Here is a 13,303-nt window from a genome sequence, read left to right as displayed (position 1 = left end):
AGGGCGCCCAGCCACTGGGCGCCCTTCACCGGTCTCGCTTCAGCCGCCCACATACTCCGCCAGATGCTCCCCCGTAAGCGTCGAACGCGCCGCGACCAGGTCGGCCGGCGTTCCCTCGAAGACGACCCGCCCGCCGTCGTGGCCGGCGCCGGGGCCGAGGTCGATGATCCAGTCGGCATGGGCCATGACCGCTTGGTGGTGTTCGATGACGATGACCGACTTGCCGGAGTCGACGAGGCGGTCGAGCAGGCCGAGGAGTTGCTCGACGTCGGCGAGGTGGAGGCCGGTGGTGGGCTCGTCGAGGATGTAGACGCCACCCTTCTCGGACATGTGGGTGGCCAGCTTGAGGCGCTGGCGTTCGCCGCCGGACAGGGTGGTGAGGGGCTGGCCGAGTGTGATGTAGCCGAGCCCGACGTCGGCGAGCCGGTCGAGGATCTTGTGCGCGGCCGGCGTACGGGCCTCTCCGGCACCGAAGAACTCCTCGGCCTCGGTCACCGACATCGCGAGCACCTCGCTGATGTCGCGCCCGCCGAGGCGGTACTCGAGGACCGAGGCCTGGAACCGCTTCCCCTCGCACTCCTCGCAGGGGGTGGCGACGGTGGCCATCACGCCCAGCTCGGTGTAGATGACGCCGGCGCCGTTGCACGTGGGGCAGGCGCCCTCGGAGTTGGAGCTGAACAGGGCCGGTTTGACGCCGTTGGCCTTCGCGAAGGCCTTGCGGATCGGGTCGAGCAGTCCGGTGTACGTCGCCGGGTTGCTGCGTCGCGAGCCCTTGATCGCGCCCTGGTCGATCGACACCACGCCCGCGCCGGCCGGGATCGACCCGTGCACCAGCGAACTCTTGCCGGAACCGGCGACGCCGGTCACGACGGTCAGCACGCCGAGCGGGATGTCGACGTCGACGTCCTGGAGGTTGTTCGCCGTCGCGCCGCGGATCTCCAGCGCGCCGGTGGGCTTGCGCACCGTCTCCTTGAGCGTGGCCCGGTCATCGAGATGGCGGCCGGTGATGGTGTCGCCGGCCCGCAGCCCCTCGACGGTGCCCTCGAAGCAGACGGTGCCGCCCCCCGTGCCGGCGCCGGGGCCGAGGTCGACTACGTGGTCGGCGATCGCGATGGTCTCCGGCTTGTGCTCCACGACGAGCACCGTGTTGCCCTTGTCCCGCAGCCGCAGCAGCAGGTTGTTCATGCGCTGGATGTCGTGCGGGTGCAGGCCGATGGTGGGCTCGTCGAAGACGTACGTGACATCCGTGAGCGAGGAGCCGAGGTGGCGGATCATCTTCGTACGCTGTGCCTCGCCGCCCGACAGCGTGCCCGAGGGCCGGTCGAGCGAGAGGTAGCCGAGGCCGATCTCCACGAACGAGTCGAGGGTGTGCCGCAGCGTGCCGAGCAGCGGTGCCACCGACGGCTCGTCGAGGCCGCCCACCCACTTGGCCAGGTCGCTGATCTGCATCGCGCAGGCGTCGGCGATGCTGATCCCCTTGATCTTCGACGACCGGGCAGCCTCGCTGAGCCGCGTGCCGCCGCACTCGGGGCAGGCGGTGAAGGTGACCGCCCGGTCCACGAACGCCCGGATGTGCGGCTGCATCGCCTCCCGGTCCTTGGCCAGCATCGACTTCTGCAGCTTCGGGATCAGACCCTCGTACGTCAGGTTGATGCCCTCGACCTTGATCTTGGTCGGCTCCTTGTAGAGCAGGTCGTGCAGCTCGCGCTCGGTGAACTCGCGGATCGGCTTGTCCGGGTCGAAGAAGCCGCAGCCGCTGTAGATACGGCCGTACCAACCGTCGGCGCTGTAACCGGGGACGGTGAACGGGCCCTCGTTCAGCGACTTGCTGTCGTCGTACATCGCGGTCAGGTCGAAGTCGGTGACCCGGCCCGTGCCCTCGCAGTTCGGGCACATGCCGCCGGTGATCGAGAAACTCCGCCGCTCCACGGTCTTGCCATGACTGCCCTCGATCGTGACCGCGCCCTTCCCGCTGATCGAGGCGACGTTGAAGGAGAACGCCTGGGGCGAGCCTATGTGCGGCTTCCCGAGCCGGCTGAACAGGATGCGCAGCAGCGCGTTGGCGTCGGTGGCGGTGCCGACCGTGGAGCGGGAGTTGGCGCCCATCCGCTCCTGGTCGACGATGATCGCGGTCGTGAGCCCTTCGAGTACGTCGACGTCGGGCCGGGCCAGGTTCGGCATGAAGCCCTGGATGAAGGCGCTGTACGTCTCGTTGATCATGCGTTGCGACTCGGCGGCGATCGTGGCGAACACCAGCGAGCTCTTGCCCGAGCCGGAGACGCCGGTGAACACCGTCAGCCGGCGCTTGGGGAGCTCGACGCTGACGTCCTTGAGGTTGTTCTCGCGCGCGCCGTGCACGCGGATCAGATCGTGGCTGTCGGCGACGTGCGGCGCAGGCGACTGCGTGCCCGTGCTTGTGGCCGTGTTCATCGTGTCTCCGTCTTCTGTTGGTCGGGGCTTGGGCAGGGCGCCGACGGGTCTCCGTCGGCGCCCTGCCCGGCTCGATCTGATCAGCTTTTTGGCGGTACGTCTGGTTCTACTTCGTCGGCGCGGTGCACGGCAACGGTTCGCCGCAAACCGGCCGGCGGCCGTCGCGGATCAGCAACGGACGGCTCATTTCAGCTCATTGATACGGACCATGTTGCCCGCGGGATCGCGGAGGGCGCAGTTCCATGGACGTCAGGCTAGGAGCGGCCGGGTGGCCCGCGCTTCTCCGTTCCTGACCGCTCTGGTCGCCCTGCATGGGAAACTGACCGCGTGAAACGGCAGGATCTCGACGACCTCGTCCGGCTGCGGCGCGCCCGCGACCGCATGGACCGCGACTATGCCGAACCGCTCGACGTCCCGGCGCTGGCGCGGGACGCCCTGATGTCGGCGGGCCACTTCTCCCGCAGCTTCCGCGCCGCCTACGGAGAGACCCCGTACAGCTACCTCATGACCCGCCGCATCGAGCGGGCCAAGGCGCTGCTGCGGCGCGGCGACCTCACGGTGACCGAGGTCTGCTTCGCGGTCGGCTGTACGTCGCTGGGGTCGTTCAGCTCGCGCTTCAGCGAGCTGGTCGGCGAGAGCCCGAGCGCCTACCGGGCCCGCAGTCATGACGACGGCGCCGACATCCCGGCCTGCATCGCCAAGATCCACACACGACCGGTCAGGAATGGAGAAGCGCCCCCCGCTGCCCGGTCGTAGCGTGAACGGCATGGACATCAAACTTTCCTCATGCTTCATCGCCGTCGACGACCACGACAAGGCGATCGCCTTCTACCGCGACGTACTCGGCCTCGAGGTACGCAATGACGTCGGCTTCGAGGGAATGCGCTGGGTGACCGTCGGCTCGCCCACCCAGCCGGACGTGAACATCGTCCTGGAACCGCCCGCCGCCGACCCGAGCACCTCACCTGCCGACAAACAGGCCCTGGCGGAGCTGATGGCCAAGGGCCTGCTGCGCGGCGTCATCTTCGTGACGGACGACGTCGACGCCGCCTTCGAGCGCATCAGCGGCGCGGGCGCCGAGGTGCTGCAGGAGCCGATGGACCAGCCGTACGGCGTCCGCGACTGCGCCTTCCGCGACCCCGCAGGCAACATGCTGCGTTTCAACCAGCCCCGCAAGGAGTGAGTTCGCGGGGAAGTGAGCTCTTGGCGGGCTTTGTAGTGGATTGTTGGCCTCCGCCGGATGGCGCGCGGCGGGCAGCAGGCGTACCACGGAAGGGCATGGGGACCCGTTCAGGGACCCCACCACTCCTAGGAGGAGCCATGCAGCAGCCCTCAACCATGAGCCCCATGAGCAAGGAGATGCAGGACTGCGTCGAGGCGTGCATGAACTGCCACAGCGTGTGCGAGGAGACCATGAGCTCCTGCATGCAGATGGGCGGCCAGGCCCAGATGCAGATCATGCGCGCGCTCATGGACTGCTCCGAGATGACCCGTATGTGCTCGGACATGATGATGCGCAGGTCACCGATGTCGGCCGAGATGTGCGCCATGTGCGCGCGGGCGTGCGAGATGTGCGCGGAGGCGTGTATGGCGATGCCGGACGACGCGCAGATGATGCGCTGCGCCGAGGCGTGTCGCCACTGTGCGCAGACGTGCCGCGCGATGTCCGGCGCCACGGCCTGAGCGCTACGGCATGAGCCTCGGCCGACCCGGTCGCGGCACGGAAAGACGGCACGCAAAAGCCCGCTTCCCAGGCATCCGTCAAGTGCCTGGGAAGCGGGCTTTGTCCTACTCCGTAACCGTCACCTTCTCGTCGTTCTTCAGCTGCTCCACCAGGGTCTTCATCTTGGCGGTGTCCCACTGGAGGTTGCCGTTGGAGGTGTTGCCGGAGATGGGCATGTTCATGGACTTGCCCTCGCCGCTGGTGATGCCCTTCATGGCCCAGAACATGGAGGCCAGGTTCCACAGGGACATGTCCTTGTCGACGGTGAGGGTGTCGAGGCCGGCGCCCATGGTCGGGTAGAGCTTGAAGGGGTTGAGGACCGTGGACGGCGTCGCGGTCTGGCTGGCGAGGGCCGCGAGGAACTTCTGCTGGTTCTTCGTACGGTCCAGGTCGCTGCCCGCGAGGGCGTATCGCGTACGGACGAAGGCCAGGGACTCCTCGCCGTTGAGGACCTGCTTGCCCTCCTCGAAGTCGGCGCCGGACTTGGGGTCCTTCATGCCGCCCTTGGGGATCTCGAGCTCCACGCCGCCGACCGCGTCGACGATCTTCGCGAAGCCGGCGAAGCCGATCTCCGCGTAGTGGTCGATGTGCAGGCCCGTGTTCGCCTCGACGGTACGCACGAGCAGTTCGGGCCCGTCCTCCGCGTACGCCGCGTTCAGCTTCACCTGGCGGCCGGTGCCCGGGAAGGTCCTGCCGGACTCGGAGCCGACGAACGTCGGGATCGTGACGTTCGAGTCGCGCGGCAGCGAGATCATCGTGTTCCCGTTGTCGCCGACGTGCAGGATCATCATCGAGTCCGTGCGCTTGCCCTCGGCGGAGCCCGTGCGGAGCTTCTTCTTCTCCTCGTCGGACAGGCCCTCGCGGCTGTCGGAGCCGACGATCAGGTAGTTCGTGCCCTCGCCCGCCTCGGGCCGGTCGATCACCTTGGACAGGTCGACATCGCGCTTGAGCTTCGAGTCGGCCCAGAAGTACGTACTGACGGAGACCACGACCAGCAGCGTGACCAGCGTTATCGCGGTCCACTTGATCCGGCGCCGCCAGTTCGGCGCGGGCCGGCCGTGGGACCCGGGTCCCACGGGTCCGCCGCCGCCCGGCGAGCCGTACACCTGGCCCGTGTTGTAGCCGCTGTTGTAGCCGTCGTCAGCGTATCCGTGTCCGTCGTCGTAGGTGGGCTGCGGTGGGACCCCGCCCCGTGGCGGTGCCGACGGCCCCGCGCCCGGGCCGCGCCCCACCTGCCGCATTACGCGCGCGCCCTCGGGCTGGGCGTTCGCGCTGCCGCGGCCGTAACGGTCGCCGCCGTTGTCTCCGTGCCATCCCTCGGGCCAATTGTTCATGCGCCCCAGTGTGCAGTGCCGAACCGTCCGGCTTACAAGAGTCGACGGAAAATCACATCACCGCTGTTGCAAAGCTGATGCAAACCGGACCTTGCGGGTACCGACATAAAGAGAAAGGCCATGACAGAACAGGCTCCTCGACCGGAATGCGATATTCCGGTCAAGATTCCCGTCAAGCCGAGCGGTCCGCGGCCCGCCGCCTCACGGACACCCCACCTCGTCCCCCGTGACCACCCCGGCCTCCCCCCGCCGCGCATCCTCCGCCCGTACCTTCGTCACCCGCTTGAAGTCCGAGCCCGCGATCACCTTCAGCGTCGGGCCCTGGCCCTTGACCGCCTGTGACTGACTGCCAGGCAGGGCCGCCGTCAGGGACTTGACCGAGCGGTTCCAGCCGGGGTCGTACGTGATGAGGGTGCGCTCCACGGAGCGGTCGCGGGCGTTCTTCGGGACGCCCGTCGTGTTGAAGCCCGTCGCGGACAGCGCGTCGTCGACGCGGCGGCCGAGGTCCGGTGTGGTCGTGCCGTTCTCGACCTGGACGCGGATCTGCTGCGGGGCCACATCGACACGTACGGCCTTGGAGGGAGCGTGGTACGGAGCGAGGGGCCTGTCCTCGCGGAGGGCGCGGAAGATCCGCTCCGACTTCTTCTCGTCCCACTTCAGGGTCGAGCCGATGCCCTTCACGGGGTACCGCATCCGCCCGATCGGGACGGTCGTGAACTCCGAGGAGGACGGCGAGAAGTTCCGCATCGCCCACCCCAGAGCGACCAGCTTGCCCGGGCCGAAGCCTTTGTCCGCCCGCACCGAGCCGAGCACGGCCTGCGTCACATCGCGGAACTTCAGCGGGTTCAGCAGCACACCGGAGGAGGTGGCCCGTTCCATCAGCGCGGCCAGGAAGCGCTGCTGACGCTGCATCCGGCTGAGGTCGGCGGTGCCGTCGATGTGCCGGGAACGTACGTACTGGAGCGCCTGGGCGCCGTTCAGGTTGTGCGCCCCGGCGGGCAGGTTCAGGCCGGTGTGCGAGTCCTTCAGAGGGTGCACCGTGCAGATCCGTACGCCGCCGAGCTCGTCCACCGTCTTCATGAAGCTGGTGAAGTCGACCTCCAGGTAGTGGTCGATCTTCACGCGGGTCATGTTCTCGACGGTACGCACGGTCAGTTGAGGCCCGCCCTCCGCGTACGCGGCGTTGAGCTTGAGTGCGTGCGGGCGGTGCCGTTCGCCGGTGGTGCGGTCGGTGTGCGGGGGCGTCTCGGCGTACGAGTCGCGCGGCAGGCTGACGACGCTGGTCCGCTTACGGTCCTGCGAGAGGTGCACGATCATCACGGTGTCCGTGCAGCGACAGGGCGGGCCGCCGAGACGGTACTTCTTGCGCTCCGCCCGGCTGATCCGCTCGCGGCCGTCGGTGCCGACCAGCAGGACGTTCATGCCGTCGCCCGGCGCGGGCCGGTTCTTCATGTCCTTGAAGGGGTCGATGCGGTCGATGTCGGCGTCGAAGCCGGTGACCACCGCGTGCCCGATGCCGGCCGCCGCGAGCACCACCACGGAGAGCGAGGTCACCACCCGCGTGGTGCACTGCGACCGCTTGCGCCGTACGGGTGGCCGCGCCGGGTGCTGCCGCGGAGGGTGAGCGGGTCTGCGGGGCGGCGTGGGCAAGGGGGACACCTCCGCGTCGGCCGGGTGTGGGGGTCCGTGGGAACCGTAGGCCCATGCGATCTGCGGCCCGCAGCGGCAAGCCGGGCGGCGCGCTTCCGTGTCCCCCGTTCGCGGTAACGTACGGCCTGATGCTGCATTTCCCGGGGGCGCTGCGCCTGACAGCCGCTGCGCGGCGGGCCGGACCCCCGGCCGAAAAGACGAGAGGGAACCCCAGCACGTGAATTCCGACGGGCGCCTCCCCGCCGTATCCGTGATCATGCCCGTCCTCAACGAGGAGCGGCATCTGCGCGGAGCTGTCCAAGCGATCCTCGCCCAGGAATACGACGGCGAGATGGAGGTCGTGATCGCCATCGGTCCCTCCACGGACCGTACGGACGAGATCGCCGCCGAGCTCGTACGAGAAGACCCCCGTGTGCACACCGTCCCGAACCCGACGGGTCGTACGCCGGCAGCCCTCAACGCCGCGATCAAGGCGTCCCGGCACCCCGTCGTCGTTCGTGTCGACGGGCACGGCATGCTCTCGCCGAACTACATCGCGACCGCCGTACGTCTCCTGGAGGAGACCGGCGCGCAGAACGTCGGCGGCATCATGCACGCCGAGGGTGAGAACGACTGGGAGCACGCGGTGGCGGCGGCCATGACGTCGAAGATCGGCGTGGGCAATGCCGCCTTCCACACCGGTGGCGAGGCCGGGCCCGCCGAGACCGTGTACCTGGGCGTCTTCCGGCGCGAGGCGCTGGAGCAACAGGGCGGCTACAACGAGGAGTTCATCCGCGCCCAGGACTGGGAGCTGAACTTCCGGATCAGGGAGGCGGGCGGGCTGATCTGGTTCTCGCCCGAGCTGAGGGTCTCGTACCGCCCGCGCCCTTCGGTGAAGGCGCTCGCCAAGCAGTACAAGGATTACGGCCGTTGGCGCCACGTCGTCGCCCGCTACCACGAGGGCTCCATCAACCTGCGCTACCTCGCTCCGCCGGTGGCGGTGTGCGCGATAGCGGCGGGCCTTGTGGCGGGCGCCGCGCTGACCCCGTGGGGTTTCGTCATCCCGGCCGGCTATCTCGCGGCCATCACCGCCGGTTCCGTACCGGCGGGCAAGGGCCTCCCGCTCAGGGCCCGCCTGCAGATTCCCGTAGCCCTCGCCACGATGCACATGTCGTGGGGCTGGGGCTTCCTGACCAGCCCACGCTCACTGGCCAGGAAGGTCATCGCGTCCCGGCGGCCCGCGGTGCTCGCGGAGAGCTGAGCACCGCGGCTATGCCGGGGAACTACCAGCGGTAGGGCTCGTACACGGGCATGCACTTGTCGCTGTCCGAGCCGTTCAGGGCGTCGGCGGTGTCGGGGACATCCCCGGCCTCGGGCTCGGCCTGCTTCGGATAGCTCGTGCCCTCGCGCCAGTCGGCGCCCACGACGAGGGTGACGCCGGAGACGTCGGTCGACCTCTTCACCGAACTCAGCGGAATCCCCAGCGACTTGGCGACACGCTGGGCATCGCCCTCCAACTCGGCACTCGGATAGCGGACCACCGTCTTGTCCTCGGCAAGAGTCACCGTCCCGTCGGCCGTCGCCCTGCTGAAGCCTTTCTGCACGAGCGACTGGCTCACCGCGTTCGCACGCCCGCCGACCGCGGCGAGTGTGGACGAGCGCGTGCCGTTCTGCACCACGATGCCGATCTCGCCGTCCTCGGCGGCCGGGTCGTCGGAGGCCTGCTCCTGCGCAGGCTTCTTCTTCGCGGCCGCGTCCTTGCCCTTGTTGTCGAAGGCCACGTCGTCGCGGATCATCGTCCAGACCCGCTCGGCGTCCGCGCCCCTCGGCACCAGATGGTTGGGGTTCTGCGGGTCCACGTCGTTCGGCATGGTCATCATCGTGATGCGGTCGGTCGGCACCGTCTTGAGCTGCATGCCGAGGCCGTACAGGTCATCGACCGAACCGATCTCCTCGGAGACCTTCAGGGAGTTCGTGGCCGCTTCAGCCAGGTTCATCAGTCGGCCGGTGTCGGTGAAGACGTTCTGCTTCTTCAGCGTGCGGATCATCGAGTTCATGTACATGTGCTGAGCCTTGGCGCGCCCCAGGTCGCTCTCGAAGGCATGCCTGGTACGCAACCACTGCAAGGCCTGCTTGCCCTGGACCTTCTGCTTGCCCTTCTTCAGCTTGAGACCGGAGCCGCCCGGGACGCCGGGCAGCGCACGGTCCCACACGTTCTGCTCCACACAGACCTCGACACCGCCGATGGCGTCCGCCATCTTCACCACGCCCGCGAAGTCGATCGTCATCCAGTGGTCGATATAGGCCCCGGTGAGGTTCTCCCAGGTGGCCAGCGTGCAGCCGGCTCCGCCGCGGGCCAGCGAGGCGTTGATGATGTCGTTGGTCGCCGGGTAGGTCTCGCCGGTCTCGGGGTCCTTGCACTCGGGGATGTCGACCCGGGTGTCGCGCGGAATGCTCACCACTGAGGCGTGCTTCCGGCCCGCGGACAAGTGGATGAGCATCTGGACGTCGCCCCGCGGCTTGGTGCCCACGCTCTCCTTGCTCCCGCCCAGTTCCAGGTTCTCCGTCGAGTTACGGCTGTCGGAACCGATCAGCAGGATGTTCAGCGGCGTCTGACCGGCCGCGTTCGGCTCCGCCTTCTTGGCGTCGGAGTCTCCGCTGCTGCGCTCGCCCTTGTCGATGTTGTTGTTCAGATGCCAGTAGTAGATGGATCCGGCGCCGGCCGTGCCAAGTATCAGTACCGACAGGGTTATCGCGGACCAGCGGAGTATGCCGCGTTTGCCCCGCGGCCGTCTTCTGCTGTGCCGTCTGCCCCCAGCACCGCCGGCCCCCGCACCGCTGCCGTCACCGCCGTCGGCCGGCCCGGCGTCCTCGTGCGGACCGTCATCCCGGCCCAGGTCCCGAGCCTGTCCGACGCGTGATCGCGTCGGCTTCCCACGGACACCACTCTGCGTCATGCCCTTGCCCTCCCCACCCCTGCGCCACGGAACAGGCCTGCCATACGCCTTGGTAGACGTATGGCAGGCCGTTCAGGTCACTCGGCGCACTCGACTTTGTCCGCCGTGGACTTGTCCACATCCGGCGTCGTCGACGGAGCGGTGAGGGATTCCCCAGCTCCCCCGAAGTCCTCTCCCAGGGTCAGCGTGATCGCCGGTAGCCCCTGGGAGTTGGTCACGCTTTCGCCCGGCTTCATGGCCGACCCGGACAGGCCCATGATGTCGGCGAGCCTGCGTGCCTGGTCTGCCTGATCGGGAGCGTACTCGAGGGTTGTCTTCTTCAGGGTCGTCTCGGCGTTACCCGCGTTCTCGGACTTGAGCACGCCCTCGTCGTTCTGCAGGTAGGTGAGGGTTTCCTGTGCGGAGCCCGGGGCGGCGCCGCCGTTGAGGATCCGTACGCGTACGTCCGCGGGATCGGCCTTGGCGCCCTTGAGGCGGGCGGCGACCTCCGCCTTCTCCTTCTGCTGCTGCTTCTTCACCGCGGTGAACGAGACGTCGTCCTTGATCATCGAGAAGACGTCGGGGGCCTTCGTCTCGTCGACGACGACCGTGGCCTTGACCTGCTCGGTGGGGTTGTCGACCACCGGCACCGTCATGAAGGAGACGTTCTTCGGCGGCACCTTCTTCAGCTCCAGGGCCACGTCCTTGAGCGTGCTGACCTTGCCGATGCCGGTGTCGACGGTCAGCGCCTTGGTGGCGGCCTCCGCCAGCTTCACCAGTTTCGTGGGGCTGGTCAGGGTGTCGCTGGAGGACATCTTCCGCATGAGCGAACCCAGGAACTGCTGCTGCACCTTGATGCGGTCGAGGTCGCCGCTGTTGCCGAAGCTCTTCCGGGTGCGGACGAAGGCGAGCGCCTGCTCGCCCTCGACCGTCGACGTGCCCGCGGGCAGGTTGAGCTTCGACTCCTTGTCGTTGACGGGTTCGGTGAGACAGACCTCGACCCCGCCCACCGCCGACGTCAGCGTCTTCACCGCGTTGAAGTCGGCCATCATGAAGTGGTCCACCGGGATGCCGGTGGCCTCCGTGACCGTGCGCATCGTGCAGCCCGGATCGCGTCCGTCCTGCCCGAGGCTCGTGTTGAAGCGGACGCCCTGCGAGCCGGCGATGACCTTGGTGGTGTCGTCCTCCTGCTTGGTGGGGCAGTCCGGAATGTCCACGATCAGGTCGCGCGGAATGCTCATCGCGGTCGCGTTCGTACGGTCCTTGGAGACGTGCAGCAGGATGTTGGTGTCGGCGTGCCCGATGTTGTTGGCGTCGCCGTACCCCTGATTGCCCTTGCCGGTGCGCTTGTCGGTCCCGATGATCAGGATGTTGAAGGCCTCGTCCTTGCTGAAGCCACCTGCGCCCGCGCTCCCCACGTCCGTCGTGTTGACGTTGCCCTCGAGGTGCTTGAGGTAGACGTAGGCCGCGCCCGAGACGGCAACGAGTGCGAAGGCCATGGCGCCGCCGGTCCACAGGACTATCTTCTTCGCCTTGGGCTTCTGCTGCCTGCCCTTGCGACGGCTCGGCGGCGGCCCCTGTGGCGGGCGCCGCCTGCGCGGGCCGGATACGTCGGGCGCCGGCGCCACCTCCGGCGATCCCCGGCCCGGCGCCATACGGCCGCGCGGAGGCGCGGCGGCACCTGCGGTCGCGGTTCTGGAAGAGCGGGGGCCGGGGACCGACGGCTGCGCTGTGGAAGGGCCCAGTCGCAATTCGTAGTCACCGGTGTTCGGATTGAGTACCCACTGGTCTGCGGGGTCGATATTGTCCGCCCGCCCTCGGCCTTGCGCGTCCACGGTTGTGTCAGTCCTCCGTCGGGGCCACGCGGCGCCTTCTCCCCTCAAAAGGCGCCAGGTCTCGTTCAAGCAGTGCATGACCTCATCGGGTGCACCGGACCGCTCACACTATCTGGCCGGATCAGCGTCAAGGGGAGCCGGTGACAAATTGCACGTCTTACAACTGGGCAATCCGCCCCATATTTTTGGACGAATGTTCCCCGGCTTGACGTGCCCTTTACCCGCAGACGCGTTCGGGGCTTAACCGCACGGGTCATCAGCCGCCGTGTTCCCGCGGAAAGTCGGCGCCGGACTCGTCGTGGGTGAGGGTCCGTCATTCCGCTTTCCGCCCGATTTGCCGCTCTGGCTGCCGGAGTTGTCCGCGACCTCCACCGGAGCATCCCTGCGCAGCCGCTCGAAGAGTTTCTCCGCCTTGGCTTCCACCAATTGGTCGCGATTGGGATTGGAGGGGTACGACTCCCTCGGCACCGTCAGAAACTGCACACGTTCGGTGGGGATATCGCGCAGACCGCGCACCAGGTCGTACAGGCCCCGCAGGTTCGCCAGGGCCGGGTCCGTGGTGAGCGCCGAGGTCGCCGCGTCGAGCACCGGATAGAGCTTCACGGGATTCAGCAGTACGTCATTGCTGCGCACCTTGCTGACGAGCGCGCCCAGGAACCGCTGCTGGCGTTCCATCCGCTCGGTGTCGCTGCCGTCGCCGAGGCTCTTGCGGGCGCGTACGTAGCCGAGGGCCCGCTCGCCGTCGAGCTTCACCTTGCCCTCAGGGAGCCGTAGTTTCGCCGCGGGGTCGTCTATCGGCTCCTTGAGGCATACCTCGACGCCGTCGACCGCGTCGACCATGTCCTTGAAGCCGTTGAAGTCCACGACCATGTGGTGGTCGACCCGGATGTCCGTCAGCTTCTCGACCGTACGGATCGTGCAGGCCGAACCCCCGGTCTGGAAGGCGTAGTTGAACATCGCGAACACCGGCTTGCTGCGGCTGCCGTCCCGGCGCCGGCAGCCGGGTACGTCCACCATCAGGTCGCGCGGTATCGAAACGGCGGTCGCGCTGCGCCGGTCCGCCGCGAGGTGCAGCAGGATCACGGTGTCGGAGCGCTCGGTGCCGAAGTCCCGCCCGTACTTGCGGTTCTCCTCACCCGAGCGCGAGTCGGACCCGATCAGCAGGATGTTCCGCGCGCCCTTCACCAACGCGGTCGGCCGCTCCTTCTCGTACCGCGCGAGCTCGGCCGCGGCGGCCTCGTCCGCCGTGATGTTCCCGTCCAGCTTCTCGTACACCGCCCACCCACCCCCCGCCGCCGCGAGCAGCCCCAGCCCGACCCCCACCGCCCCATACCTGAGCCACCGCCGCCGCACACCTCCGGCCCCGGTGGGCGAAGCGCCCAGACCGGGTCCAACGCCTCCGGTGCCGCTCACTTC

Annotated in this window: 10 protein-coding genes; 4 read left to right on the top strand and 6 right to left on the bottom strand. The window is 68.2% G+C overall.

The annotated features are described in order from the left end of the window. Positions 1 to 39 precede the first annotated feature (39 nt). A complete protein-coding gene (locus tag ACYVO6_RS20920) occupies positions 40 to 2,430 on the bottom strand; it encodes an ATP-binding cassette domain-containing protein (RefSeq protein ID WP_461063248.1) in 2,391 nt (796 codons plus the stop codon). 381 nt (positions 2,431 to 2,811) lie between these two features. Between ACYVO6_RS20920 and ACYVO6_RS20915 the strand changes: the two genes are divergently transcribed. The 3 genes from ACYVO6_RS20915 to ACYVO6_RS20905 all read left to right on the top strand — a co-directional run bounded on the left by ACYVO6_RS20915 (position 2,812) and on the right by ACYVO6_RS20905 (position 4,113). After that, on the top strand, positions 2,812 to 3,186 hold the full coding sequence (locus ACYVO6_RS20915) for a helix-turn-helix transcriptional regulator (protein ID WP_461063614.1): 375 nt from the start codon (positions 2,812 to 2,814) through the stop codon (positions 3,184 to 3,186). Between the two features lie 10 nt (positions 3,187 to 3,196). Beyond that, positions 3,197 to 3,613: a VOC family protein gene (locus ACYVO6_RS20910; RefSeq protein WP_033326715.1), complete on the top strand. Its 417-nt coding sequence runs from the start codon at positions 3,197 to 3,199 to the stop codon at positions 3,611 to 3,613. Between the two features lie 137 nt (positions 3,614 to 3,750). After that, entirely contained in the window at positions 3,751 to 4,113 is a 363-nt protein-coding gene (locus tag ACYVO6_RS20905; protein ID WP_461063246.1) for a four-helix bundle copper-binding protein, read from the top strand. Positions 4,114 to 4,218: 105 nt separating this feature from the next. Here ACYVO6_RS20905 and ACYVO6_RS20900 read toward each other — a convergent pair whose 3' ends face one another. Next, positions 4,219 to 5,487, bottom strand: a complete 1,269-nt coding sequence (locus tag ACYVO6_RS20900; RefSeq protein ID WP_461063244.1) for an LCP family protein — start codon at positions 5,485 to 5,487, stop codon at positions 4,219 to 4,221. Positions 5,488 to 5,688: 201 nt separating this feature from the next. Further along, a complete protein-coding gene (locus ACYVO6_RS20895) occupies positions 5,689 to 7,137 on the bottom strand; it encodes an LCP family protein (protein ID WP_461063242.1) in 1,449 nt (482 codons plus the stop codon). Between the two features lie 217 nt (positions 7,138 to 7,354). Between ACYVO6_RS20895 and ACYVO6_RS20890 the strand changes: the two genes are divergently transcribed. Then, the gene (locus tag ACYVO6_RS20890) at positions 7,355 to 8,377 is read left to right on the top strand and encodes a glycosyltransferase family 2 protein (protein WP_461063240.1); all 1,023 of its coding nucleotides are present in this window, start codon (positions 7,355 to 7,357) and stop codon (positions 8,375 to 8,377) included. Positions 8,378 to 8,399: 22 nt separating this feature from the next. Here the strand turns inward: ACYVO6_RS20890 and ACYVO6_RS20885 are convergent, their stop codons facing one another. The 3 genes from ACYVO6_RS20885 to ACYVO6_RS20875 form a co-directional block, all read right to left on the bottom strand. Then, on the bottom strand, positions 8,400 to 10,073 hold the full coding sequence (locus ACYVO6_RS20885) for an LCP family protein (protein WP_461063238.1): 1,674 nt from the start codon (positions 10,071 to 10,073) through the stop codon (positions 8,400 to 8,402). 77 nt (positions 10,074 to 10,150) lie between these two features. After that, complete coding sequence (locus ACYVO6_RS20880; protein WP_461063236.1) at positions 10,151 to 11,887, bottom strand: LCP family protein; 1,737 nt, start codon at positions 11,885 to 11,887, stop codon at positions 10,151 to 10,153. 240 nt (positions 11,888 to 12,127) lie between these two features. Continuing rightward, positions 12,128 to 13,300: an LCP family protein gene (locus tag ACYVO6_RS20875; protein ID WP_461063612.1), complete on the bottom strand. Its 1,173-nt coding sequence runs from the start codon at positions 13,298 to 13,300 to the stop codon at positions 12,128 to 12,130. Positions 13,301 to 13,303 lie beyond the last annotated feature (3 nt).

Source organism: Streptomyces pseudoechinosporeus, from assembly GCF_054783935.1.
The sequence above is the reverse complement of the archived record's forward strand: the minus strand, read 5'-3'. Positions and strand labels throughout refer to the sequence as shown.

What these genes read in the sequence shown, in the direction of transcription:
- ACYVO6_RS20900 (WP_461063244.1), bottom strand. Translation starts at nt 5,487, where the DNA reads ATGAACAATTGGCCCGAGGGATGGCACGGAGACAACGGCGGCGACCGT.
- ACYVO6_RS20885 (WP_461063238.1), bottom strand. Translation starts at nt 10,073, where the DNA reads ATGACGCAGAGTGGTGTCCGTGGGAAGCCGACGCGATCACGCGTCGGA.
- ACYVO6_RS20910 (WP_033326715.1), top strand. Translation starts at nt 3,197, where the DNA reads ATGGACATCAAACTTTCCTCATGCTTCATCGCCGTCGACGACCACGAC.
- ACYVO6_RS20915 (WP_461063614.1), top strand. Translation starts at nt 2,812, where the DNA reads ATGGACCGCGACTATGCCGAACCGCTCGACGTCCCGGCGCTGGCGCGG.
- ACYVO6_RS20905 (WP_461063246.1), top strand. Translation starts at nt 3,751, where the DNA reads ATGCAGCAGCCCTCAACCATGAGCCCCATGAGCAAGGAGATGCAGGAC.
- ACYVO6_RS20920 (WP_461063248.1), bottom strand. Translation starts at nt 2,430, where the DNA reads ATGAACACGGCCACAAGCACGGGCACGCAGTCGCCTGCGCCGCACGTC.